Genomic DNA, 24614 nt, shown 5'->3' with positions numbered 1-24614 from the left:
AACTCTGGCTCAGCAGTCGCGCCCAAGGTCGGAACAGGCCGCGCGTTTCGGACATGACGCAATAACGATCAAGCGAGAGTGATCATGATCGCAGGGAGGCTCAAGGGAATGATGGCGCTGGTCGCCTGGCTGCCGGTGGTGGCCTGGGCGGCCAGCGTCAGCGTGGCGCCGGCAGATCTGCCGCGTGGCAGTGCGTCACTGGTACAGCTCGAAGCCGAGCTCGAGCGCCTCAGCGCCGGCCGCGAGCCGCTGAGGCTGATCGGCGATGCGCAGGCGCCGTCCTATCGCGACGCCGACGACCTCGAGCAGGGTCTGTGCGGTGAGCGCGATCCCTTTGTTCATCTGCCCGACGACCTGGCCAGGGGCACTGCGCTGCGGCATATCGCCATCGTCGGCCCGGCGGCGCAGGCCCAGCGCGCCGCTGAGCTGCTGGCCGAGCGCGCTGCGGCCCGCAATATCACGCTCTCCCTGCACCCTCCACGCCGCGACGCCATTGCCGAGATCGCCGCCGCCGACGTGGCGCTGATCCTGGCGCTGCCCGAGCTCGATGCCGCCGCCCAGCGCGACTGGTTCGCCGCGCTCACGGACGCTGGCGTGCCCGGCGTGGCGCTCTCCGACCCCGCCCAGGTCGAGCACGGCGCGCTGCTGTCGCTGCCCGGGGCGGTGGATGAAGCCGCCTGGCTGCGGCGGCTGGCGCTGCGTCTTGACGACCGTGCCGCCGGTCGCCCGGTCGAGCCACTGGATGCCTGGCCGACCCAGGGCCGCGAGTGGCTCAACCTGGCTACGGCAAGGGCGCTCGGCTGGTCACCGGACTTTGCCCTGCTGACCCGGGCGCGGCTGGTCGAAGCCTCCCGCGAGGCCGCTGCCGCTGAGGCACCGCAGGCGGGCACGCTGAGCCTTGAGCAGGCGGTAGCGCTGGCGCTGTCCGACAACCTCAGCCTCGAAATCGCCCGCCACGAGGTCGACACCGAGGCGCTGGCCGAGGATCAGGCGCGCTCGCGCTGGCGGCCCAATCTCTACCTCGAGGCCACCGGTCGCCAGATCGATGAGCAGCGCGCCGCCCTGGGACTTGGCCAGCAGCCCGAGCGCCGCGCCACCGCTGGCGTGACCCTCGAGCAGCTGCTGTTCTCGGAGCCTGCCCTGGCCGCGCTGGCGGTCAATGCGAGCCTCGACCGTGTGCGCCGCGCCGAGCTGGAGGTCGAGAGCCTCGACTTGGCGCTGGATACCGCCCGCGAGTTTCTCGACGCGCTGCGTCTCGATGCCCAGCTCGAGGTGCTGCGCGAAGATCTCGAACTGGTCGATGCCAACCTGCGCCAGGCCGAGCGGCGCGAGGCGGCCGGCGCCGCCGGCCGCGAACAGCGGCTGCGCTTCGAAAGCGAACGCGCCCAGGCCCGTGAGCGGCTCGAACAGGCCCAGGCCCAGCGCGAGCAGCTCAGGCTGGCACTCAACCGCCGCCTGGGCCGTGCGCCGACGGCAGCACTGCGCCCCCAGGCGCCGGATACCCGGCGGCCCGAGTGGCTGGCCGGTGATGAACGCTTCGCTGCAGCGGTGCGCAGCCCGGCGCGCCTCGAGGAGTGGCAGACGCGGCTACTGGCGGACGCGCTGCGTGACTCCCGCGAGCTGCAGGCGCTGGCTGCGGGGCGTGAGGCCGCGCAGCGCGAGCTGGTCTCGCGGCGGCGCGCTTTCTGGGCCCCGGAGGTGGGGCTGCAGCTCAGCTACGAGCGTGAGCTCTACCGCGACGGCACAGGCGACAGCGCCCCCTGGGAGTCCGATGCTGCCGTGGTGCAGGCCGGTGTGGCCGCCCTCGACGACGCCGGCGTGACCTTCCCCGAGACCGGTTCGGAGGCATGGAGCGTGGGGATCTCGGCGCGCCTGCCGTTGTATGCTGGCGGGCGCCGCAGCCTCGAGCGCGAACGCAGCGCGCGCCAGCTGGAGAGTGTCACCCTGCGCGAAGAGGATGCCCGCCAGGGCATCGAGACCCAGCTGCGCGCGGCGAGCATCGAACTGGCTGCCGCCTGGCGGCGCATCGGCCTGCGCGAGACCTCTCGCGACAACGCCGTAGCGGCCCGTGACCTTGTCGAGTCGGCCTGGCGCGAGGGTGCCGCCGAGCAGGTCGCGCTGCTCGATGCCCAGGCCAGCGCACGCCAGGTCCAACTGGCCGAGGTCGAGGCGCGTTGGCAGTACCTGCAGTCGCTGATACATCTGCAGCGCGCCCTGGGCATGCTGCCGGGCCCGCTCACCCCTGCCGACCGCGACCGCCTGCTGGCGAGCTCGCCGCAATGATACCCATGACCCGGAAGCCCATGCGTATGACGCCCTGGATTCTCCCCCCGACCATCCTGCTGCTGGCCTTGACCCTGATCGGCTGCGACAGTGCCCCGCCCGCCGAGGAGGCGCTGCGCCCGGTGCGCACCCAGCTGGTCGAGCCGGGCGTGCCGGATGCCGAGCGGCGCCTGCCGGGGCGGCTCGAGGCGGGGGCCAACCGCCGCCTGAGTTTTCGTCTCGATGGCCAGCTCGATGCCTTCGAGGTCAGCGTCGGCGAGCGGGTCGCGGCCGGCCAGCCGCTGGCGCGCCTCGACAGTACCGATATCGAGCTGCAGCGCGACCAGGCCCAGGCCGGTTTGGCCAGTGCGGCGGCCACTGCGGCCAACGCCGAGGCCGAGTGGCAGCGTACCCGGCGCCTGTATGAGGCCGGCAGTGCAGCGGCGCGCCAGCTCGACGCCGTCCGCGCCCAGGTCGAGTCGGCACGCGCCCAGCAGCGTAGTGCCGAGCGCCAGATGGCGCTGGCCGAACGCCAGTTGGGGTTTGCCGAGCTCGACTCGCCGGGGGCGTGTCGCGTGGCCCAGCGGCTGGTCGAAGCGGGGGAGAACGTCGGCGCCGGTCAGCCGGTGCTGGTACTCGCCTGCGGCGAGGGCATGGACGTGCGCGCGGCGCTCTCCGAGGACCTGCTCGAGCGGGTCGAGGAGGGCGATCGGGTCGAGGTCGAGCTGCCGCTGCTGGGGCTCACGCTGCCTGGGCGAGTGGCCGAGATCGGCCTGCCGCTGCAGCCGCCCCAGGCAACCTGGCCGCTGCGGGTCAGCCTGGATATCGACGCCGACGATAGCGCCTCGGCGACGCTGACGCCGGGCATGGCCGCCGAGATTCTCCTGCCGCAGGCCGCCAACGGCGCCGACTCGCTGTGGGTGCCGATGGCGGCGGTGGGCGAGGATGCTGCCGGCCACTACGTCTACGTGGCCATCGCGGAGGACGCGACCGAGGCCGACGCCAACGGCCGGCCGCTGGCGCAGATCGAGCGGCGCGAGATAGGCCTGGGGCGGCGCCAGGGCGAGTCGCTTGAGATCGTTGCCGGACTCGACGCTGGCGAGCGGCTGGTGGTCGCCGGCATGAGCCGTATCAGCGACGGCCAGCGGGTGCGCCTGGAGGCGAACCGATGAGCCTCACCGCTGCCGCGCTGCGCTACAACCGCGTCACCGTGGTGGCGCTGCTGGTCATCTTCCTGGGGGCGGTGATCAGCTACCTGGGCATCTCGCGGGCCGAGGACCCCGAGGTCACGGTGCGCGTGGCGCAGATCGTCACGCCGATGCCGGGCGCCACCCCGGAGCGCATCGAGCAGTTGGTCAGCGACCCGCTGGAAACCGCGATCATGGAGATGCCGGAACTCGACTATGTCGAGAGTACCTCGCGGGCCGGGGTGTCGATCATCCGCGTCGAGCTGCGCCCCGATGTGGTCGACGTCCAGGCCGGCTGGGACAAGCTGCGGCGCAAGATCGGCGATATCCAGCACCAGCTGCCCGACGAGGCCCACCCGCCGCAGATCAACGACGAGTTCGGCGATGTGTTCGGCATCATGCTGTCGCTGACCGGCGAGGGCTTCTCGCCGGCCGAGCTCAAGCAGGTCGCCGACGACGCCCGCGACCGCCTGCTGCAGCTGCCCGACGTGGCCAAGGTCACCCTCCACGGCTATGCCGAGGAGCGGATCTTCCTCGACTACAACGAGGCGCGTCTGGCCGAGCTCGGCGTGTCGCCCCAGGGCCTTGGGCAGCTGCTGGCGGCGCGCAATATCGTGCTGCCCGGTGGAGCGATCCGCTCGGGCAGCGAGCGTCTGGTGCTCGAGCCCACCGGCAACTTCGAGAGCATCGATGACATCCGCCGCGCGCTGGTGCCGTTGCCAGAAGGCGAGCGCGTGCCGCTGGGCTCGCTGGTGGAGGTCTATCACGGCTACGCCGACCCGCCGATGAGCCGCTACCATGCCAGTGGCGTACCGGGCCTGGCGATGGGCGTGGCGATGCGCGAGGGTGGCAATATCACCGACCTGGGCGATCAGGTGCGCCAGCGCATCGCCGAGATCGAGGCCGAGCTGCCCATCGGCCTCGAGTTCGAGGAACTGGCCTTTCAACCAGACCGCGTCGATGAGCGCATCAACGAGTTTCTGATCAACCTGCTGCAGGCGGTGGTGCTGGTTTGCGTGGTGATGCTGCTATTCCTCGGTCTGCGCACCGGGTTGATCGTGGCCAGCCTGGTGCCGGCGGCGATTCTCGCCTGCCTGGCCTTCATGGGGCTGTTCGACATCGGCCTCAATCAGGTCTCGCTGGGGGCGTTGATCATCGCCCTGGGCATGCTGGTCGACAACGCCATTGTCATGGTCGAGTCGATCCAGGTCTCGACCCGCGAGGGCAAAAGCGTGCGCCAGGCGGCGCTGGAGTCGGCCGCCCAGCTGCGCTTTCCGCTGCTGACCGCGTCGCTGACCACCTCGGCGGCCTTCCTGCCGCAGTTCCTGGCGGTCTCCGATGTCGGCGAGTACACCCGCTCGCTGTTCCAGGTGGTGACCATTACGCTGCTGTCGTCGTGGCTGCTGTCGCTGACCATGATCCCGCTGCTCTGCGTGGCACTGCTCGAGCCGCGTCGCGACAAGGTTGCCGAGAAGCGCCAGGCCGAGGCCCCGGCAAGGGGCGACGACGCCTCCCAGGGGCGCCTGGCACGCGCCGTCTACCCACGCTATCGCCGTGGCCTGCTGGCGCTGCTGCGCCATCCGCTGCCGACCCTGGGCGTGGTGCTGGGGCTGTTCGCCCTGACCCTGGTCGGCTTCGGCTACCTACCCAAGATCTTCTTTCCCCAGGCCGAGCGTAACCTGATCACCGTGGAGCTGCGGCTACCCTATTCGGCGCCCATCGAGCGCACCCGCGAGGTGGTCGAGGCGATCGAGGCGCATCTCGGCGAGGCGCTCGCCACCGAACGGAATGACGCCGGTGAGTGGCGCCGCGACGGCGTGACCCACTGGGGCAGCTTCATCGGCTTCGGTGGCGAGCGCTACATCATCAATCACGCCCCGGAGCCGCCGAGTCCCGAGTACGCCTTCATGCTGCTGCAGGCCAACCGCTGGGAGGCCGTCGATCCGCTGATCGCCGAGCTCGACGAGTGGCTCAACGACGAATTTCCCGACCTGCGCGCCAGCGTCAAGGCCACCAGTTTCGGGCCGCCGGTCAAGGTACCGCTGTCGATTCGGCTGTCGGGTAACGACCGCGAAAGGCTGGCCGAGATCGCCGAGCAGGTGCGCGACTACACCAGCAACCAGCCGGGTACGCGCAACGTGCGCGACGACTGGGGCGACTGGGTCAAGCGACTGCGCGTCGATATCGACCCGGCACGAGCGCTGCGCGCCGGAGTCACCGAGCGCGATGTGGCGTTGAGCCTGCAGTCGGCGCTGTCGGGTATCGAGGTGTCGACGTTCCGCGACGGCGACACCCTGGTACCGATCATGCTGCGCCATGAGCGCGGCGAGCTGCGCAATGCCGACGAGCTGGACGACGTAGTGGTGATGCCCCAGGAGGGCGGCCAGGGCGTGCCGCTGGCCCAGGTCGCCGAGGTCGAGATGGTCTGGGGGCCGTCGCGCATCCTGCGCCGCGACCGCTACCAGACCATCTCGGTGGAATCGGAACTGGTGCCGGGGATCACTGCCGAGGCGATGGCCGCCGAACTACGACCCTGGCTCGATGCCCAGCAGGCCGATTGGCCCAGCGATGTGTTCTATGAATTCGGCGGCGAGGTAGAGGAGTCGCAGATCGGTACCGACTCGATCGCCGAGAAGCTGCCGATCGGCGCCATGGTGATCCTGGTGCTGCTGGTGATGCAGTTCAACTCGCTGCGGCGCCCGCTGATCATCCTGACGACCATCCCGCTGTCGCTGATCGGGGTGGTCTTCGGCCTGCTGATCACCGGCTCGCACTTCGGCATCATGACCTTCCTCGGGGTGGTATCGCTGGCCGGCATCGTGATCAACAACGCCATCGTGCTGATCGACCGCATCGACCTCGAGCGACGCAATGGACTGGAGCCGCTGGAGGCGATCCTCGAGGCCGGCAGCCGCCGCCTGCGGCCGGTGGTGATGTCGACCCTGACCACCAGTGGCGGACTGCTGCCGCTGTGGCTGGGCGGCGGCCTGCTGTGGGCGCCGATGGCCATCGCCATCATCTTCGGCCTGCTGGCCGCCTCGATCATTACCCTGTGCGTGGTGCCGGTGCTCTACGCGTTGCTGATGCGCGTGCCCGTCGACGAGCACGTGGCACCAGCAGGCGACGCCGAGGGGCGAGCTGTGTCAGGCTGAAGGCCTACCCCCTGATGAGGCAGCGCCGGTGGAACGAATTGCACTACTGGTCGACGTGCAGAACGTCTACTACACCACCCGCGAGGCGTTCGGTCGTCATTTCGACTACCACGCCTGCTGGACGCGCTTCGCTGCCGGCCGCGAGGTAGTGGTCGCCAACGCCTATGCGGTGGAGCGCGGCGACCCGCGCCAGCAGCAGTTCCAGGCGATCCTGCGCCGCATCGGCTTTACAGTGAAGCTCAAGCCCTTCATCCAGCGCAGCGACGGTTCGGCCAAGGGCGACTGGGACGTCGGCATCACCCTGGATGCCATGGAGGCCGCCGCCGAGGTCGACCGCCTGGTGCTGCTCTCCGGCGACGGCGACTTCGACCTGCTGGTGAGCCGCATCCGCGAGCGCTATGGGATTCCCGTCGAAGTGGTCGGGGTTGAGCGCCTCACCGCCGCCTCGCTGATGCGCGCCGCAAGTCACTTCGTGCCGATTGAAGGCGACTTATTGCGCTAGCAGCGCTGCTCGGAACTACCCCGTCGGCAGGCCTTCGAGGAGGCGCTGTAAACCCATCCCTGGGCGCTACCTACGCCATCCCTGGCGTACGGCCTGCCCCCGGCGTTCCTCGCTAGAGGTAGTGGCAAGCGCCTTTGTCGGCAGGGCCTTAGCCTAGGGGCGGGTAGGGCAAAAACCCCCAATTTGACTAGGCTGTAGGTAAGTCGCCACGTTGGGTGTCGGGTTTGGCGCCCACTTCGTCAGGCGAGCAATAGGAGGTGATAGCGATGTCCGATCAACTGCTTTCCCCCAAGATACTTGGCTACTGGACGCTGGATGAACTCAGCGAGGTGCCCGATGAGTCGGGGATCTACTGCGTGTTCCGCGCCGCCCACGACCCCGAAAGCGGCGAGATGGAGGTTCAGGAGCTGCTCTTCGTGGGCGAGCATCGTAACGCCCGCCACGCTGTGACGCATCATGGGGATCATGCAGCCTGGCGAGATTTCCTGCAGCCGGACGAGGCGCTATGGGTCGGCGTGGGCCTGTCGGGGCATGCCAATCGCGAGCGCCTGGCAGCGGCGATGATCAACGCCCATAAGCCGCGCTTCAATCTGCACAGCGAATACATCGAGTACTTCCCCTTCGACCAGACCACGGTGCATCTCTACGGCAAGAAGGACAAGCTCCAGTCGATCTTTACCGTCGAGCGCCACGACCCGCCGAACCATCAGCAGACGGCGGTCTAGGGGCGTAGATTCGTTCAGCCACTTCCATTGAGTAAAGCTCATAGCGAGGGACGTCAGCAGCAGGTTTGCGAGGGGGTTCGACGCCATGGATGGCGTCGGTAGCGCCCAGGGATGGTTTACAGCGCCCCCTCGCAGGCCTGCTGCTGAGATAGTCCCGGTGCTGCTGCCACAAGGCGCAAGTGCAAGGGTGAACGATGGCCCAATAGCGCGTACAATCGCGTCCCTTTGGGAAGCGCTGGACAAATCGCCGAGCGAGATGAAGCGCAAGGCGCACGGAGCACAGGAACCGGAGCATATGGGGTATATGTGAGGATTCCGCGCACCGCGCAACGCAGCGATTTGCTCGTGCAGGCATTTGTACAGTGTTTCCCTTGCGCCAACGGGACTCCGCTTTGATCTCTACCGCCAATATCACCATGCAGTTCGGGGCCAAGCCCCTTTTCGAGAACGTCTCCGTCAAGTTCGGCAAGGGCCATCGCTACGGTCTGATTGGCGCCAACGGCTGCGGCAAGTCGACCTTCATGAAGATCCTCGGCGGCGATCTCGAGCCCAGCGCCGGCCAGGTGATGGTCGAGCCCGATGCGCGGCTCGGCAAGCTGCGCCAGGACCAGTTCGCCTTCGAGGACCAGCGCGTCATCGACACCGTGATCATGGGCAACACCGAACTATGGGCGGTGGCCGCCGAGCGCGAGCGCATCTACGCGCTGCCCGAGATGAGCGAAGCCGATGGCATGGCGGTGGCCGACCTGGAAGTGCGTTTCGCCGAGCTCGACGGCTACACCGCCGACGCCCGCGCTGGCGAGCTGCTGCTGGGGCTGGGGATCCCCCTCGACCAGCACCACGGCCCGATGAGCGCCGTGGCACCGGGCTGGAAGCTGCGCGTGCTGCTCGCCCAGGCGCTGTTCGCCGACCCCGACGTGCTGCTGCTCGATGAGCCCACCAACCACCTGGATATCGCCACCATCAGCTGGCTGGAAGGGGTGCTGAACGCCCGCGACAGCACCATGATCATCATTTCCCACGATCGCCACTTCCTCAACAGCGTGTGCACGCACATGGCCGACCTGGACTATGGCGAGATCACCCTGTTCCCCGGCAATTACGACGACTACATGACCGCCGCCACTGCGGTGCGCGAGCGCATGCACGCCGACAATGCCAAGAAGAAGGCGCAGATCGCCGAGCTGCAGGCCTTCGTCAGCCGCTTCTCGGCCAATGCCTCCAAGGCCAAGCAGGCCACCTCGCGGGCGCGTCAGATCGACAAGATCAAGCTCACCGACATCAAGCCGTCGAGCCGGGTCAGCCCGTTCATCCGCTTCGAGCAGAATAAGAAGATTCACCGCAATGCACTCAACGTCGAGGGCCTGAGCAAGGGCTACGGCAGTGAGCCGCTGTTCGAGGGGATCTCGATGACGGTGGAGGCCGGTGAACGAATCGCCATCATCGGCCCCAACGGCATCGGCAAGACCACGCTGCTCAAGACCCTGAGCGGTGAGCTGGCCCCGGACAGCGGCAGCGCCAAGTGGACCGACAGCGCCGAGCTCGGCGTGTTCGCCCAGGACCACGGCGACGACTTCGCCAATTCGGCCACGCTGTTCGAATGGATGCAGCAGTGGACTGATGCCGGCGAGCAGGTGGTGCGCGGTGCGCTGGGGCGAATGCTGTTCAGCAGCGACGATATCGGCAAGTCGGTCAAGGTGCTGTCGGGAGGCGAGCAGGGCCGCATGCTGTTCGGCAAGCTGTCGCTGATCAATCCCAATGTGCTGCTGATGGACGAGCCCACCAACCACCTCGACATGGAATCCATCGAAGCCCTCAACCTGGCGCTGGAGCACTACCCAGGCACGCTGATCTTCGTCAGCCACGACCGTGAATTCGTCTCCTCGCTGGCCACCCGGGTGCTCGACATGACGCCGCAGGGCATTATCGACTTCAGCGGCAGCTATGAGGACTATCTGCGCAGCCAAGGACTTGGTTAGAGCCGATTGTGGCTTCACGCAAGTGCGTTGAACGCGCGGTGATAAATAGGGTTTGTCACCGCGCGTCTGATAGCGTAGAAGACACTCATTGAACGTGTTAGACGAGAGTATCTGACTCCATGAGCCGACTCACCCGACTGATTGCCATCGTCGCGATGGCGCTTACGCCGACCCTTGGCCTGAAGGCCAACCTGATCGACAACATTGCCACCGATTTTGGCCCTCGTGATTCGTTTGAAGTCTGGGTCAAGGTCGACAACAGCGATGCCACGCTGACCGTGTATCGTGGCGACTTCCCGCTCGAGCGGATACACGGCATCTCGGTCGGTCAGCGCGGTGCCGCGCGGCTGCGGGTGAGGGGCGACAAGCAGACCCCCAAGGGGGAGTTTCGCATCAACGGCATCAATCCCGAGAGCCGCTTCCACCTGTTCTTCAACGTCGACTACCCGACCCCCTGGCACGCCCTGGACGCCCTCAATGCAGGGGTGATGAGTCGCGTCGAGTACGAGGAATACCACTACTATCTGCGCCGTCACGGTCGCCCGCCTCAAGATACCGTGCTGGGCGGAAACATCGGCCTGCACGGCATCGGCAGCGGTGATCCCGAGATTCACGGCCGCTTCGACTGGACCCTGGGCTGCGTGGCGGTGACTAATGAAGAGATTGAGCGGCTTGCCGAGCTGATCGGCATTGGCACACGGGTCGTGATCCGCTAGGCTCTAGGGGCGCGATAGGTTTTTTCGTGTAGACAGGCGGAGCCTGTCTATAATAAAACAGTGTTTGACATCACGTATTGGCCGTCTATGATTGCCATCGTGATGTGCAGAAGAACCTGCGATAGCAGGACGCCTGTTAAGCAGGCACAACCCAAGCTGAACCAAGGAAGTCTCTCAAGGAGAACACCATGACCATTAAGAACACTCTGAAGCTTACCGCTGCCGCTGCATCTCTGGCGATTCTGGCGGGCTGTGCCTCTACCGGCGCCCTGGACGAAGTGCGCATGACCGCTGAGTCTGCTCAGGCTGACGCATCCGAAGCGCTGAATGTGGCCAACCAGGCGCAGAACACTGCCAACCAGGCGCAGCGCGACGCTCAGGCTGCTCTGCAGATGTCTCGCGAAAACCGCGAAGAGATGAACCGCATGTTTGAGCGCTCCATGCAGAAGTGATTCTGACATGGGTGCCGAAAGCTAATGCTTTCAGCATCGGTTTACCCGAGGCCGGCTCCATTAGGGGCCGGCTTCGGCGTTTGTGTCAGGGTGGAAAAATGCAAGAGGAGAATTACGAGGTTTCTCGCCGGCTATTGAGGGTAACCCTCGGTGCGTAAGGGGGGTAACCTAGCCTGGCAAACGACTAGCATCCCTTAGTCAATCGTTTGCACCCTGCAAATTTGCCCGGGCCCTGCGCCCGGGCTTTTTTTGCAACGTCTGTCAGCCCATCGCCAGTTCGAGCTGCTGGTAGAGGCCGTTGTCCGGCTCGCCGAGGTGGTGGTAGATGCCTTCGGGAGTGGGGCGGGGCTCGTCGGCGTGCTCGATGGGCTCTTCGCGCGCCTCGCGCAGCACCGCCACCGGCTGGCCCTTGGGGGCCTCGACTTCGGCGCGCACGCGAGCGTAGTCCACCGGCGGTTGTTCGTCGCCGAGGGCGCTGGCGAGCATCTCCAGGGCGTTGAGCACCGGCTGGAAGGAACCTTCCTGCTCATCGAGCAGCGGGAACGACTGCACCAGCAGGGTGCCCTCGGCGTCCCAGCCGGCCTTGAACGGCTCGTTGATCAGGTGCACGGCAGTACCCACCGGCACTCGCGAGTAGAGCGATTCGATATCCCGCGGCAGCATGCGGATACAGCCGCGGCTGGCGCGCATGCCGACACCGTCGGGTTGGTTGGTGCCGTGGATCAGGTAGCTCGGCAGCCCCAGCAGGATCGCATGGCGGCCCAGCGGGTTGTCGGGGCCCGGCGGCACCACCGCGGGAGGCGGCTCGCCACGGGCAGCGGCCTCCTCGCGCATCGAGCGTGGCGGTGCCCAGTGTGGATCCTTGATGTTCATGGTGGTGCGGGTCGAGGCCACCGGCGTGGAGAAGCCCTCGCGGCCGACGCTGATCGGGTAGGTCTCGACGATCGGCGTCTCGCCGCTGGCCGCCGATGGGTAGTAGTAGAGGCGCATCTCCGGCAGGTTGACGACAATGCCGTCGCGGGGGCCGGGGGGCAGGATGTGCTGGGTTGGCACGACCACCTCGGTGCCCTCGCCGGGATACCACAGACTCAGCCCGGGGTTGGCGCGGCGCATCTCCTCGATGCCCAGCCCGAAGCGGTGGCCGATATCGATCAGGGTGTCTTCCTCGGCCGCGGTCACGGTCTGGATGCTGCCGACGACATCGCCCTGGTCGGGAATCGGATAGTGGCCCACCGGTCGCTCGCCGTTGGCGGCATCGGCCAGTGTCAGCGGCGCGAAGGCCAGCAGGGCGGTGGCCAGGGCGGCGCGCAGCCGGCCGCCAAGGCCGTGGGTCAGGTGCATGTTCATGGGCTTGGTCTCGTTCACCGAGTCATACCTTTATCGTCAGGCGCTTGCTCGGTGTCAGCCGTTCAAGCCGCCTCGGTCTTGCGGTTCAATCGCTCCAGCAGGCCTTCGACCACGTTGAAGCGCGCTTCTTCGGTTTCCATCTCCTGCTCGAAGCGCAGCGTATCGGCGCCGTCGAGTCGGTAGTGAACCGGATCCTTTTGTATCAGCGTGACCAGCGTCATCGGGTCCACGGTGGTGCCGGTGGCGAATATCGCCCGGCCGCGCTGTGGCCCCGCCTCGAGCCGCGAGATACCCAGCCGCTCGGCGCGCTGGCGCAGGCGGGTCTGGCGCATCAGCGTCTTGAGCGGCGCCGGCAGCAGGCCGAAGCGGTCGACCAGCTCGACCTGCAGCTCCTTCAGCGCGGCCTCGTCCTCGGCGCTGGCAATGCGTTTATACATGATCAGGCGCTGCTGCACATCAGGCATGTAGTCGTCGGGGATCAGTGCCGGCAGATTCAGGCTGATCTCCACCCCCTGGTCCAGCGGCGCCTCGATGTTCGGCGTCTTGCCGGCCTTGATCGCCTTCACCGCACGCTCGAGCATCTGCATGTACAAACTATAGCCGATGGTTTCCATCTGGCCGCTCTGCTCGTCGCCGAGCAGCTCACCGGCGCCGCGAATCTCCATGTCGTGGCTGGCCAGGGTGAAGCCGGCGCCGAGGTCCTCGGCCTGGCTGATCGCCTCGAGGCGCTTGGCGGCATCGCGGGTGATCGCCTTGGGATGCGGGGTCAGCAGGTAGGCGTAGGCCTGGTGATGGCTGCGGCCGACCCGGCCGCGCAGCTGGTGCAGCTGGGCCAGGCCGAACTTGTCGGCGCGCTCGATGATGATGGTGTTGGCGCTGGGTACGTCGATGCCGGTCTCGATGATCGTCGAGCACACCAGCACGTTGAAGCGCTTGTGGTAGAAGTCGGACATGATGCGCTCCAGCGAGCGCTCCGGCAGCTGGCCATGGGCGACTGCTACCCGCGCCTCGGGCACCAGCTCGCGCAGTTGCTCGGCGCTGGTCTCGATGGTCTTGACCTCGTTGTGCAGCACGTAGACCTGGCCGCCGCGCAGGATCTCGCGCAGGATCGCCTCCTTGACCACTGCCTCGTTGCGCTGCTGAACGAAGGTCTTCACCGACAGCCGGCGTGCCGGTGGGGTGGCGATGATCGACAGGTCACGGATGCCGCTCATGGCCATGTTGAGGGTGCGCGGGATTGGTGTGGCGGTCAGGGTCAGGATGTCGACCTCGGCGCGCAGGCTCTTGAGGCGCTCCTTCTGGGCGACCCCGAAGCGGTGCTCCTCGTCGATGATCAGCAAGCCCATGTTGGGAAAGCGCATGTTCTTGGAGAGCAGCTTGTGGGTGCCGATGACGATATCGGCGCGCCCCTCCTCGATGCGCTTGAGCGACTCGGCCTGGCCCTTGCCGCCGGTGAAGCGCGAGATCAACTCGACCTGCACCGCGGTATCGGCGAAGCGGTCGCGGAAGTTGTCGTAGTGCTGCTGAGCGAGCAGGGTGGTGGGCACCAGCACCACCACCTGGCGGCCGGAGTGCACGGCCAGGAAGGCGGCGCGCATCGCCACCTCGGTCTTGCCGAAGCCAACGTCGCCGCACACCACGCGGTCCATCGGCTGGGTGCGGGTCATGTCGCCGATCACCGCGCCGATCGCCGCCCGCTGGTCGGGGGTCTCCTCGAACGGGAAGCTGCCGGCGAAGCGTGCGTACTCCTCCACCGGCACGTCGCAGGCGAAGCCGACACGCGCCTCGCGCCGAGCGTAGACATCGAGCAGTTCGGCGGCGGTGTCGCGGATCTTCTCGGCGGCCTTCTTCTTGGCCTTGTCCCAGGTCTCCGAACCGAGCTTGTGCAGCGGCGCCAGCTCGTCGCTGGCGCCGGCGTAGCGCGAGATCAGGTGTAGGCTGTCCACCGGCACGTAGAGCTTGGCACCGTCGGCGTACTCCAGGGCCAGGAATTCTGCTGCCTGACCGCCGGCCTCGAGGCGCTCCAGGCCCAGGTAGCGGCCCACGCCGTGGGCCTGGTGGACCACCGGCGAGCCCTCGTGGAGCTCGGCCAGGTGGCGTACCGCCAGCTCGTTGTCGTCGGTGGCCTTGGCGCGGCGCCGGCTCTGGCGCACGACGTCGCCAAACAGTTCCGACTCGGTGATCACTGCAAGCGTGATGCCGGCGTCGCTGTCTCCCATTGCCAGGCCGGCTTCGAGGCCACCCTCGGTGATCGCCAGGCGCTGCTCGCCGCTGGCGAAGGCGTGCCAGTCGTCGACGTGGGGCAGGGCGAGGTGCAGCGGGGCGAGCTGCTCCTCGATGGCCTCGCGGCGGCCGCGGGACTCGGCGACGAACAGCACTCGCGCCGCCGCATGCTCGGCCAGGAAGTGCTGCAATGATGCCAGCGGCTGCTGGGCGCGGGCGTTGATGGCCGCCGTGGGCGGCGGCTGGGTGGCCGACAGCCGGGCGTGAGGATGCTCGGGGTCCTCGGTCATCGCCACCCGCGGGTGGCGTTTGATGGCGCCGAACACCTCGGCTACCGGCACGAAGGCGCGATGTGGCGGCAGCAGCGGTCGGGTGGGGTCTACGCCGAGGTTCTCGTAGCGGCTCTCGATCGCCGCCCAGTGGTGCTCGGCGGCCTCGAACACGCCGGGCAGGGTGGCGACCCGGGTGCTTGCGGCAAGATGCTCGAACAGCGTCGCGGTCTCCTCGAAGAACAGCGGCAGGTACTGCTCGAGGCCCGGCGAGGGAATGCCCTTGAGCGCATCGATATACAGTGGGCACTGGCGCGGGTCGACGTCGAACAGCGTCTCGAAGCCTTCGCGGAAGCAGGCGATGGCGCTGCGCGACAGCGAGTACTCGTGGGCCGGCAGCAGCTCGACCTGCTCGACCTTGTCCTGGCTGCGCTGGGTGTCGGGGTCGAAGTGGCGCAGGGTGTCGATCTCGTCGTCGAACAGGTCGATGCGCAGCGGCGCCTCCGAGCCCATCGGGTAGAGGTCGATCAGCGCGCCGCGCAGGGCATACTCGCCGGGTTCATAGACGGTCTCCACCGCGCGGTAGCCGGCTCGCGACAGGCTCTCGCGGAAGCCCTCGCGGTCCAGGGTCTGGCCGACCTCCAGGCTCAGTACCCGCCCGGCGATATACTCAACCGGCGCCAGGCGCTGCATCAGGGTGTTGATCGGCACCAGCACGATGCCGTGGCTGGCCTGCTGCAGCTGGCGCAGGGTGCGCAGCCGCGCTGAGACGATGTCCTGGTGCGGCGAGAAGCTGTCGTAGGGCAGCGTCTCCCAGTCGGGGAAGGGCATCACCGGGGCGTCGGCGAAGAACGCCAGGTCGTTTTCCAGGCGCTGGGCCTCGGCGGTGTCGGCGGTGATCACCAGCAGCGGCGCATCGGTGGCCAGGCGCGCCAGCGCCAGGGCCAGGGCGCTGCCGTGGGGACGCTGCCAGTAGAGCGTCTCGCGGGTGCCGGAAGGGCGGGGCGGGTCGAGCGGTGAAAAATGCGGCATGGTATCGAAATCGCGAACCTTGAGAGCGAATCCGCGATAATAGCAGCCTTATATGCATCTTGTAGTCAAGCCCGCGATTCTGTAATTGCCCTACAGCGGCTGCGACTATCCAGCAATTGCCGTCGTGCTGCGCCGCCGCGATAATGGCGCCACATTCTATACCCTTAAGTAGAAGAGGCCCCACGTGAGTCAGCAAACGCTCGAGACCGTCTTTGAGGAGTGGCAAGGTAGCGAAGCCATCGCCGAAGAAATGATTCCGCTGCTGGGCAAGCTCTACCGCCAGTACAACATCGTCACCTCGCTGTTCGGCCGCTCGCTGATCAACCAGTCGGTGATTCGCATCCTCAAGGACCATCGCTTCGTCAAGAAGGTCGAGGGCACCGAGCTCGACGTGCGCGATACCTTCCCGCTGGTCAAGGCCATGACCGAGCTCGACCTGGGGCCGGCCCACATCGACGTCGGCAAGTTGGCGGTGGCCTACAAGACCCGCGGCAACGGCGACGTCCACGCTTTCCTCGAGCGTGAGCTGGCCGAGATCGTCGGCGGCCATCAGAGCAATGGCAACCACAACGAGCCCAAGGATGTGGTGCTCTACGGCTTCGGCCGTATCGGCCGCATCCTCGCGCGGATCCTGATCGAGAAGGCCGGCGGCGGCAACCTGCTGCGCCTGCGCGCCATCGTCGTGCGCGGCCGCGGCGATATCGCCAAGGACCTCGAGAAGCGCGCCAGCCTGCTGCGCCGCGACTCGGTACATGGCCCGTTCGCCGGCAGCATCAGCATCGATGTCGAGGCGCGCACAATTACCGCCAACGGTAACGTCATTCAAGTGATCTACGCCAACGCGCCGTCCGAGATCGATTACACCGCCTACGGCATCGACAACGCGCTGATCGTCGACAACACCGGCATGTGGCGTGACGCAGAGGGGCTCGCCCAGCACCTGGCCTGCAAGGGCGCGGCCAAGGCGTTGCTCACCGCGCCGGGCAAGGGCGACGTCAAGAACATCGTCTACGGCATCAACCACGCCGACATCGCCAGCGACGACCGCATCGTCTCGGCGGCGTCGTGTACTACCAACGCCATCGTGCCGGTGCTCAAGGCGATCAACGACCAGTACGGCATCGAGCACGGCCACGTCGAGACGGTGCACGCCTACACCAACGACCAGAACCTGATCGACAACTACCACAAGGGCGACCGCCGCGGGCGCAGCGCGCCGCTCAACATGGTGCTGACCGAGACCGGTGCCGCCAAGGCGGTGGCCAAGGCGCTGCCCGAGCTGACCGGCAAGCTGACCGGTAACGCGATTCGCGTGCCGACTCCCAATGTGTCGATGGCGATCCTCAACCTCAACCTGCATCAGGACACCGACGCCGAGGCGCTCAACGACTATCTGCGGCGCATGGCGGTGCACTCGCCGATGCAGAAGCAGATCGACTACGTCGACTCGCCGGAAGTGGTGTCGTCGGACTTCGTCGGCAACCGCCACGCCGGCATCGTCGATGCCAAGGCGACTATTGCCGACGGCAAGAACGCCGTGCTCTACGTGTGGTACGACAACGAGTTTGGCTACAGCTGCCAGGTAGTGCGTATCCTCCAGCACATGTCCAACGTTAGCTTCCTGGTGTTCCCCAAGGACCGCGACTGATCCCGGCGCTGGGCGGTCCGCGCCCAGCGCCATTGCCACGCTTTCATACGGCCCGCCGAGACCTTCGGCGGGCCGCTTTGCGCCTTCTCGCCGGTGGCCTTTCGCCGCGTATCTCTTTATAATGCTCAGGATTTTTGGCACGACTCGAGTGTGCTCGGGTCGAACTGGCAACCTTCTGATAAGAAAAGAATTCGAAGTCCGTGACGAGCGGCCGGCGCAAGCCGCGCTGGCGCGTGCGTCCTGTCGAACCCCTTTCCTTCCACATCAGATCCTAACTGGGCGAGACTATGATCGAAGTCAAAAAAGGCCTGGATCTCCCCATCACCGGGGTGCCCGAGCAGCGCATCGAGGATGCGCGCACGGTGCGCCACGTGGCAGTCCTGGGTACCGACTACGTTGGCATGAAGCCGACCATGGAGGTCCGGGAGGGGGACAGCGTCAAGCTGGGCCAGCTACTCTTCACCGACAAGAAGATCGACGGCGTGCGCTTCACCGCGCCGGCGGCGGGTGAGGTGGTAGCCATCAACCGCGGCGAGAAGCGCCGCCTGTTGTCGGTGGTGATCAAGGTCGCCGAGGGCGAGGAGGAGCGCGTCGAGTTTACCGCCCACGGTGCCGACAAGCTCGACGGCCTGGAGCGCCAGGTGGTGGTCGACCAGTTGGTCGAGTCCGGCCTGTGGACGGCGCTGCGCACGCGCCCCTACTCACGCACCCCGGCCCTCGACGCCACTCCCGAGAACATCTTCGTCACCGCCGTGGATACCCATCCGCTGGCTGGCGACCCAACGCTGGTGATCAACGAGCAGCCCGAGGCGTTCGAGCACGGCCTCAAGGTGCTGACTCGCCTGACCGAAGGCAAGGTGTTCCTGTGCACCGGCGCCGATGCCAAACTGCCCGGCAGTGGCGTTGACGGCGTGCAGGTCGAGCAGTTCGCCGGCCCGCATCCGGCCGGCCTGGTGGGTACCCATATTCATTACCTGTCGCCGGTGGCCCTGCACAAGCAGGTCTGGCACATCGGCTACCAGGACGTGATCGCCTTCGGCAAGCTGTTTACCCAGGGCGCCCTGGATGTCAGCCGGGTGGTCGCCTTGGGTGGCCCACGCGCCGAGAAGCCGCGCCTGCTGCGCACCCGCATCGGTGCCAGCAGCGAGGAACTGCTCGACGGTGAAGTGGTCAATCCTGATGATACCCGGGTAATTTCCGGTTCGGTATTCTCCGGCGCCACCTGCGAGGGATCGCTGCGTTACCTGGGGCGTTTCCACAACCAGATCAGCCTGCTCGAAGAGGGCAACAAGCGCGCCTTCATGGGCTGGCTGTCGCCGGGTACCAAGCGCCATTCGGTGCTGGGTATCTACGTGTCCAAGTTCCTTGGCCTGTCCAACTATGCGCCTGACACTTCGACCAACGGCTCCGAGCGCGCCATGGTCCCGGTGGGGGCCTACGAGACAGTGATGCCGCTGGATATCCTGCCCACTCAGCTGCTGCGTTCATTGATCGTCGGTGACATCGAGACCGCCATGCAGCTCGGTTGTCTGGAACTGGATGAGGAAGACCTCGCGCTGTGCACCTACGTGTGCCCCGGCAAGTACGAGTACGGTCCCATCCTGCGCGACAATCTCACCACGATCGAGAAAGAGGCTTGATGATGGGTATCCGACAGACACTCGACAATCTCGAGCCGCACTTCCACAAGGGCGGCAAGTACGAGAAGTTCTATCCGCTGTTTGAAGCCGTCGACACCATCTTCTACGCGCCGCCCAGCGTGACCAAGACCACCGCCCATGTGCGCGATGGCGTCGACCTCAAGCGCATCATGATCACCGTCTGGATGTGTACCTTCCCAGCGATGTTCTTCGGCATGTGGAGCGCCGGCTGGCAGGCCAACACCGCCATCGCCGGCGGCTACGAGTCGATGGACGGCTGGCGCGAAGCGATCATGATGCTGCTCGCCAGCGGCCACGATCCGGGCAGCCTGTGGGCCAACTTCGTGCTCGGCGCGACCTACTTCCTGCCCATCTACCTGGTGACCTTCGCCGTGGGTGGCTTCTGGGAAGTGCTGTTCGCGGTCAAGCGCGGCCACGAGGTCAACGAAGGCTTCTTCGTCTCCTCGGTGCTGTACGCGCTGATCCTGCCGGCCACCATCCCGCTGTGGCAGGTGGCGCTGGGCATCACCTTCGGCATCGTGATCGGCAAGGAGATCTTCGGCGGCACCGGCAAGAACTTCCTCAACCCGGCGCTGACCGGCCGCGCCTTCCTCTACTTCGCCTACCCGGCGCAGATCTCCGGGGACGCGGTATGGGTCGCCGCCGACGGCTACACTGGCGCCACCGCGCTGTCGCTCGCCTTCCAGGAGGGCATGACCGCGCTGACCACCCAGTTCAGCTGGTGGGACGCCTTCCTCGGCTTCATCCCCGGTTCCATGGGTGAGGTCTCGACACTGGCGATCTTCATCGGTGCCGCGGTGCTGCTGTGGACGGGAATCGCCTCGTGGCGAATCATGCTCGGGGTGTTCCTCGGCATGGTCGCGACCAGTGCGCTCTTCAACCTGATCGGTTCCGATACCAACCCGATGTTCGCCATGCCGTGGTACTGGCACCTGGTGGTCGGTGGCTTCGCCTTCGGCATGGTGTTCATGGCCACCGACCCGGTGTCGGCCTCCATGACCAACCAGGGGCGTCTGATCTTCGGTGCGCTGATCGGCGTGATGACCGTGCTGATCCGCGTGGTCAATCCGGCGTTCCCGGAGGGCATCATGCTGGCGATTCTGTTCGCTAACCTGTTCGCTCCGCTGATCGACCACATCTTTGTTCAGGCCAACATCAAGCGCCGTCAGCAGCGCGTTGGTGCGCCGGCCGAGGAGACTGCCTGATGGCACAGAGCAACAACTCCATCAAGAAGATCCTGATCGTGGCGTTCGCGCTGTGCATCGTCTGCTCGGTGGTGGTTTCCACCGCCGCCGTGGCGCTGCGCCCGATGCAGGCGCTCAACGAAGAGCTCGACCGCAAGACCAACATCCTGCGCGTCGCCAATCTCTACGAGTCAGGCATGGACGTGGAAGCGGCCTTTGCCGAGATCGAGCCCCGCGTAGTGGATCTGCGCACCGGTGAGTACACCGATGAGTTCGATCCCGATACCTTCAACCACTTCCAGGCCGCTCGCGACCCGGCCTCCTCGCGCACCCTCTCGGGCGAGCGCGATATCGCCGGCCTCAGCCGCCAGGAGAACTACGCCACCGTCTACCTGGTCGGCGACGGCGACGACCCCGAGCAGATCATCGTGCCGATCCGCGGCCAGGGCCTGTGGGGCCTGATGCGCGGCTACATGTCCATCGAGGGCGACGGCAACACCATCGTCGGCATCACCTACTACGAGCACAGCGAGACCCCGGGGCTTGGCGCCGAGGTCAACAATCCGCGCTGGCAGTCGCAGTGGGAAGGCAAGCGGATCTACGCCGATGACGGCAGTCTCACCCCGGCCATTCGCGTGGCCCGCGGCAGCGGCAGCGGCGAGCATGAAGTCGACGGCCTGTCGGGTGCTACCCTGACCAGCAACGGGGTGACCAACATGGTGCAGTTCTGGCTAAGTCCGGAAGGTTTCGGTGAGTATCTGGCACGTTTCCGCGAGGATGTCAGCCTCGATGAAGCCCAGGACGCCGACGTCGAACTCGAAACGGAAGGAGCTTGATCATGGCTGCTGATTCCCCGAAAGGCGTTCTGGTAACGCCGATCTTCAAGAACAACCCCATCGCCCTGCAGATTCTCGGGGTCTGCTCGGCGCTGGCGGTTACCACCAGCATGAGCGTGTCGCTGGTCATGACCCTGGCGGTGGTGTTCGTGTGCGCCTTCTCCAACCTGTTCGTGTCGATGATCCGTCAGCATATCCCGTCATCGATCCGCATCATCGTGCAGGTCACTATCATCGCTTCGCTGGTGATCGTGGTCGACCAGGTGCTGCGTGCCTTCGCCTACCAGATGTCACAGCAGCTCTCGGTGTTCGTCGGCCTGATCATCACCAACTGCATCATCCTCGGCCGCGCCGAGGGCTTCGCCATGCAGAACAGCCCCAAGATGTCGTTCATCGACGGCATCGGCAACGGTCTGGGCTATGGCGTGGTGCTGATGGTAGTGGGCTTCTTCCGCGAACTGTTCGGCTCCGGCAGCGTGTTCGGTTTCACCGTGCTGCAGCCGGTGCAGGATGGCGGCTGGTACGTGCCCAACGGCCTGATGCTGCTGCCGCCCTCGGCGTTCTTTATCATTGGCCTGATGATCTGGGTGATTCGCGAGGCCTACCCGGAGCAGGTCGAGGAGAACGAGTTCAAGATGAAGCACAACACCGAACCCAAGGAGGCCGTGTAACATGGAACACTATCTGAGCCTGTTCATCGCCTCGGTGTTCGTCGAGAACATGGCGCTGGCGTTCTTCCTCGGCATGTGTACCTTCCTGGCGGTATCCAAGAAGGTCTCCTCGTCGTTCGGTCTCGGCGTGGCGGTGATCGTGGTACTCACCATCACCGTGCCGGTCAACAACCTGGTGCTCAACTATCTGCTCGCCGAAGGGGCACTGACCTGGACCGGTATCGCCGGCGCCGAAAACATCGACCTGTCGTTCCTCGGGCTGCTTAGCTACATCGGCGTAATCGCCGCCCTGGTACAGATCATCGAGATGTTCCTCGACAAGTACGTGCCCACGCTCTACAACGCGCTGGGTGTATTCCTGCCGTTGATCACCGTCAACTGCGCGATCCTGGGTGGCGTACTGTTCATGGTCGAGCGTAATTACAACTTCGGCGAGTCGGTGGTCTACGGCGCCGGTGCCGGCTTTGGCTGGGCGCTGGCGATCACCGCCCTGGCGGGCATTCGCGAGAAGCTCAAGTACAGCGATGTGCCCGGCGGCCTGCAGGGCCTGGGCATTACCTTCATCACCGTGGGCCTGATGTCGCTCGGCTTCATGTCGTTCTCCGGCATCCAGCTGTAAGTCGCGTACCGGGTGGCAGCGCCGCCCGGTACGCCCCACGTGACAAGGCAACGATTGAAATAGGAACCCGACATGGTTGATACAACTGTCATCTTGCTCGGCGTGGTCATGTTCACCCTCATCGTCATCGCATTGACGCTGGTGATCCTGGCGGCGCGCAGCAAGCTCGTCAGCAGCGGGGACGTGACCATCGAGGTCAACGGTGACCCCGAGCACACCTTGACCACTCAGGCCGGTGGCAAGCTGCTCAACACCCTGGCCGCCAACGGCATCTTCCTCTCCTCAGCGTGCGGCGGCGGCGGCTCCTGCGCCCAGTGCAAGTGCCGCGTGGAAGAGGGCGGTGGCTCGATCCTGCCCACCGAAGAGTCGGCCTTCACCATGCGCGAGAAGAAGGAGGGCTGGCGGCTCTCCTGCCAGGTGCCGGTCAAGCAGGACATGAAGATCGAGGTGCCCGAGGAGGTGTTCGGCGTCAAGCAGTGGGAGTGCGAGGTCGTTTCCAACCCCAACGTCGCCACCTTCATCAAGGAGCTCAACCTCAAGCTGCCGGAAGGCGAGAACGTCGACTTCCGCGCCGGTGGTTACGTGCAGCTGGTGGCGCCGCCCTACGATATCAAGTTCTCCGACTTCGACATCGAGGAAGAGTATCGCGGCGACTGGGAAAAGTTCGACCTGTTCAAGATCTCGCACAAGAACCCCGAGGAGACTATCCGCGCCTACTCGATGGCCAATTACCCGGAAGAAGTGGGTATCCTCAAGTTCAATATCCGTATCGCCACGCCGCCTCCCGGCACCAGCCATCCGCCGGGCATCATGTCGACCTACGTCTTCAACCTTAAGCCGGGCGACAAGGTGCAGGTGATGGGGCCGTTCGGTGAGTTCTTCGCCAAGGACTCCGACGCCGAGATGGTCTTCGTCGGCGGCGGTGCCGGCATGGCGCCGATGCGCAGCCATATCTTCGACCAGCTCAAGCGCCTCAAGTCGACGCGTAAGATCTCGTTCTGGTACGGCGCGCGCTCCTGGCGTGAGACCTTCTACAACGAGGAATACGACCAGCTGGCCGAGGAGTTCGACAACTTCGAGTGGCACCTGGCGCTCTCCGACCCGCTGCCGGAAGACAACTGGGAAGGCCCCACCGGGTTCATTCACAACGTGCTCTACGAGAAGTACCTCAAGGACCACCCGGCGCCCGAGGACTGCGAGTACTACATGTGCGGGCCGCCGATGATGAACGCCTCGGTGATCAAGCTGCTGCTCGACATGGGGGTAGAACCCGAGAACATCATGCTGGACGACTTCGGCGGATGATCGGCGTCGCCTCACGGCGACTGACAGGGCTGGCCCGCGGGCCGGCCCTGTTCATCTCGGTGCTGGCCATGCTGGCCACTACCCTGACGGGGTGCCGCGACAGCGGCAGCCAGCGGCTCGATGTCCAGGGCGCGGCCCTCGACCACGGTTACCATTTCACCCTGTATGCCGATTCCGGCGCCGACGCAAGGTCGCTCGAGGTCGGCATACAGAGTGAACTGGCACGCTTTGAACGCCAGCACGCGGCGTTTCTCGACCATCTCACCCTGCTCGATGCGGCACTGACGAGCACGCCTGGCGTGTCTGGCGCAGCGCTTTCGCGGGCACACCGGGACCTGGCTCACGCCTGGCTGATCGACGGCCTGGCCAGCTGGCTGGATGCCCAGGGCACGGTGCGCTACTTCCTCGAGGTCGGCGGTGACGTGCGCGCGCGGGGCACCCAGGCGGGGCGACGCCCCTGGCAGCTGGCCCTCGAGCAGCCCACCGATTTCGGCGCCTCCGAGGTGCGGCGTTTAGCCATCGACGACCTGGCGCTGGCCACTGCGGGCGACTTCCGCGACCGCTGGCTGGGGCTTGCCGGTAGCGCCGAAACCCCCGCCGGCTGGTGGCTGGCCAACGGCAGCGAGCGGGTCGTCGAGGTCAGTGTGCTGGCCACCACGGCGTTGGAGGCCGCGGCCTGGGCCAGCTGGCTGCTGCGCATGACACCTCAGGCGGCGCTGGCCCTGGCCGAGCGGCGGAGCATTGCCGCCTATTTCATTGTCACAGCCCAAACAGGCTACGATGTACGCATCAGCCCGGCCATGACGCCTTACCTTGGCGATTAGTCGCCCCACGAGGGCACCCA

At 66.1% G+C, this 24614-nt stretch carries 18 protein-coding genes; 16 read left to right on the top strand and 2 right to left on the bottom strand.

Annotated elements, in window-relative coordinates; all coding sequences use genetic code 11:
* Window positions 1-84 precede the first annotated feature (84 nt).
* The 8 genes from CK498_RS21160 to CK498_RS21125 all read left to right on the top strand — a co-directional run bounded on the left by CK498_RS21160 (window position 85) and on the right by CK498_RS21125 (window position 10975).
* Entirely contained in the window at window positions 85-2283 is a 2199-nt protein-coding gene (locus CK498_RS21160; protein WP_095622846.1) for a TolC family protein, read from the top strand.
* 20 nt (window positions 2284-2303) lie between these two features.
* A complete protein-coding gene (locus CK498_RS21155; protein WP_176475867.1) occupies window positions 2304-3434 on the top strand; it encodes an efflux RND transporter periplasmic adaptor subunit in 1131 nt (376 codons plus the stop codon).
* A complete protein-coding gene (locus CK498_RS21150) occupies window positions 3431-6601 on the top strand; it encodes an efflux RND transporter permease subunit (protein ID WP_095622844.1) in 3171 nt (1056 codons plus the stop codon). The genes CK498_RS21155 and CK498_RS21150 overlap by 4 nt, the downstream gene beginning before the upstream one ends.
* A 28-nt stretch (window positions 6602-6629) precedes the next feature.
* A complete protein-coding gene (locus tag CK498_RS21145) occupies window positions 6630-7103 on the top strand; it encodes an NYN domain-containing protein (RefSeq protein ID WP_095622843.1) in 474 nt (157 codons plus the stop codon).
* A 266-nt stretch (window positions 7104-7369) separates the two neighbouring features.
* Entirely contained in the window at window positions 7370-7828 is a 459-nt protein-coding gene (locus CK498_RS21140; RefSeq protein ID WP_095622842.1) for a hypothetical protein, read from the top strand.
* A 392-nt stretch (window positions 7829-8220) separates the two neighbouring features.
* Window positions 8221-9807 carry an ABC-F family ATPase gene (locus CK498_RS21135; RefSeq protein ID WP_095622841.1) on the top strand — a complete coding sequence of 529 codons (1587 nt, stop codon included), beginning with the start codon at window positions 8221-8223 and terminating at the stop codon, window positions 9805-9807.
* 119 nt (window positions 9808-9926) lie between these two features.
* Window positions 9927-10523, top strand: coding sequence for a L,D-transpeptidase family protein (locus tag CK498_RS21130; protein WP_095622840.1), 597 nt, complete (start codon window positions 9927-9929; stop codon window positions 10521-10523).
* A gap of 188 nt (window positions 10524-10711) precedes the next feature.
* Window positions 10712-10975, top strand: coding sequence for an Lpp/OprI family alanine-zipper lipoprotein (locus CK498_RS21125; RefSeq protein ID WP_089660681.1), 264 nt, complete (start codon window positions 10712-10714; stop codon window positions 10973-10975).
* A gap of 261 nt (window positions 10976-11236) precedes the next feature.
* Here CK498_RS21125 and CK498_RS21120 read toward each other — a convergent pair whose 3' ends face one another.
* On the bottom strand, window positions 11237-12322 hold the full coding sequence (locus CK498_RS21120) for a L,D-transpeptidase family protein (protein ID WP_095622839.1): 1086 nt from the start codon (window positions 12320-12322) through the stop codon (window positions 11237-11239).
* A gap of 62 nt (window positions 12323-12384) precedes the next feature.
* A complete protein-coding gene (gene mfd, locus CK498_RS21115; RefSeq protein WP_095622838.1) occupies window positions 12385-15846 on the bottom strand; it encodes a transcription-repair coupling factor in 3462 nt (1153 codons plus the stop codon).
* A 184-nt stretch (window positions 15847-16030) separates the two neighbouring features.
* On the opposite strand from mfd, the gene CK498_RS21110 reads away from it, so the two are divergent.
* From CK498_RS21110 to CK498_RS21075, 8 genes are all read left to right on the top strand, one after another.
* The gene (locus CK498_RS21110) at window positions 16031-17494 is read left to right on the top strand and encodes a glyceraldehyde-3-phosphate dehydrogenase (RefSeq protein ID WP_095622837.1); all 1464 of its coding nucleotides are present in this window, start codon (window positions 16031-16033) and stop codon (window positions 17492-17494) included.
* Window positions 17495-17781: 287 nt separating this feature from the next.
* Window positions 17782-19134 carry a Na(+)-translocating NADH-quinone reductase subunit A gene (locus tag CK498_RS21105; protein WP_095622836.1) on the top strand — a complete coding sequence of 451 codons (1353 nt, stop codon included), beginning with the start codon at window positions 17782-17784 and terminating at the stop codon, window positions 19132-19134.
* Window positions 19134-20360 (top strand): NADH:ubiquinone reductase (Na(+)-transporting) subunit B, encoded by a 1227-nt coding sequence (locus tag CK498_RS21100; protein WP_095622835.1) that lies wholly within the window; start codon window positions 19134-19136, stop codon window positions 20358-20360. The genes CK498_RS21105 and CK498_RS21100 overlap by 1 nt, the downstream gene beginning before the upstream one ends.
* Window positions 20360-21175 (top strand): Na(+)-translocating NADH-quinone reductase subunit C, encoded by an 816-nt coding sequence (locus CK498_RS21095; protein ID WP_095622834.1) that lies wholly within the window; start codon window positions 20360-20362, stop codon window positions 21173-21175. The genes CK498_RS21100 and CK498_RS21095 overlap by 1 nt, the downstream gene beginning before the upstream one ends.
* Window positions 21176-21177: 2 nt before the next feature.
* Complete coding sequence (locus tag CK498_RS21090; RefSeq protein ID WP_095622833.1) at window positions 21178-21846, top strand: NADH:ubiquinone reductase (Na(+)-transporting) subunit D; 669 nt, start codon at window positions 21178-21180, stop codon at window positions 21844-21846.
* 1 nt (window position 21847) lies between these two features.
* Complete coding sequence (gene nqrE / locus CK498_RS21085; RefSeq protein WP_095622832.1) at window positions 21848-22465, top strand: NADH:ubiquinone reductase (Na(+)-transporting) subunit E; 618 nt, start codon at window positions 21848-21850, stop codon at window positions 22463-22465.
* 72 nt (window positions 22466-22537) lie between these two features.
* Window positions 22538-23770 (top strand): NADH:ubiquinone reductase (Na(+)-transporting) subunit F, encoded by a 1233-nt coding sequence (gene nqrF / locus CK498_RS21080; protein ID WP_095622831.1) that lies wholly within the window; start codon window positions 22538-22540, stop codon window positions 23768-23770.
* The gene (locus CK498_RS21075) at window positions 23767-24594 is read left to right on the top strand and encodes an FAD:protein FMN transferase (protein WP_095622830.1); all 828 of its coding nucleotides are present in this window, start codon (window positions 23767-23769) and stop codon (window positions 24592-24594) included. Before nqrF ends, CK498_RS21075 begins: the two co-directional genes overlap by 4 nt.
* Window positions 24595-24614: the final 20 nt, after the last annotated feature.

It is taken from the genome of Halomonas salipaludis (assembly GCF_002286975.1).
In the GTDB taxonomy this organism is placed as follows: domain Bacteria; phylum Pseudomonadota; class Gammaproteobacteria; order Pseudomonadales; family Halomonadaceae; genus Franzmannia; species Franzmannia salipaludis.
This window is presented reverse-complemented; position numbering and strand designations above follow the sequence as displayed.

Excerpts from the sequence above, each read along its gene's own strand:
- nqrE (WP_095622832.1), top strand. The coding sequence starts at position 21,848 with ATGGAACACTATCTGAGCCTGTTCATCGCCTCGGTGTTCGTCGAGAAC.
- CK498_RS21125 (WP_089660681.1), top strand. The coding sequence starts at position 10,712 with ATGACCATTAAGAACACTCTGAAGCTTACCGCTGCCGCTGCATCTCTG.
- CK498_RS21100 (WP_095622835.1), top strand. The coding sequence starts at position 19,134 with ATGATGGGTATCCGACAGACACTCGACAATCTCGAGCCGCACTTCCAC.
- nqrF (WP_095622831.1), top strand. The coding sequence starts at position 22,538 with ATGGTTGATACAACTGTCATCTTGCTCGGCGTGGTCATGTTCACCCTC.
- mfd (WP_095622838.1), bottom strand. The coding sequence starts at position 15,846 with ATGCCGCATTTTTCACCGCTCGACCCGCCCCGCCCTTCCGGCACCCGC.
- CK498_RS21105 (WP_095622836.1), top strand. The coding sequence starts at position 17,782 with ATGATCGAAGTCAAAAAAGGCCTGGATCTCCCCATCACCGGGGTGCCC.
- CK498_RS21130 (WP_095622840.1), top strand. The coding sequence starts at position 9,927 with ATGAGCCGACTCACCCGACTGATTGCCATCGTCGCGATGGCGCTTACG.
- CK498_RS21120 (WP_095622839.1), bottom strand. The coding sequence starts at position 12,322 with ATGAACATGCACCTGACCCACGGCCTTGGCGGCCGGCTGCGCGCCGCC.
- CK498_RS21075 (WP_095622830.1), top strand. The coding sequence starts at position 23,767 with ATGATCGGCGTCGCCTCACGGCGACTGACAGGGCTGGCCCGCGGGCCG.
- CK498_RS21140 (WP_095622842.1), top strand. The coding sequence starts at position 7,370 with ATGTCCGATCAACTGCTTTCCCCCAAGATACTTGGCTACTGGACGCTG.
- CK498_RS21095 (WP_095622834.1), top strand. The coding sequence starts at position 20,360 with ATGGCACAGAGCAACAACTCCATCAAGAAGATCCTGATCGTGGCGTTC.
- CK498_RS21090 (WP_095622833.1), top strand. The coding sequence starts at position 21,178 with ATGGCTGCTGATTCCCCGAAAGGCGTTCTGGTAACGCCGATCTTCAAG.
- CK498_RS21155 (WP_176475867.1), top strand. The coding sequence starts at position 2,304 with ATGCGTATGACGCCCTGGATTCTCCCCCCGACCATCCTGCTGCTGGCC.
- CK498_RS21150 (WP_095622844.1), top strand. The coding sequence starts at position 3,431 with ATGAGCCTCACCGCTGCCGCGCTGCGCTACAACCGCGTCACCGTGGTG.
- CK498_RS21160 (WP_095622846.1), top strand. The coding sequence starts at position 85 with ATGATCGCAGGGAGGCTCAAGGGAATGATGGCGCTGGTCGCCTGGCTG.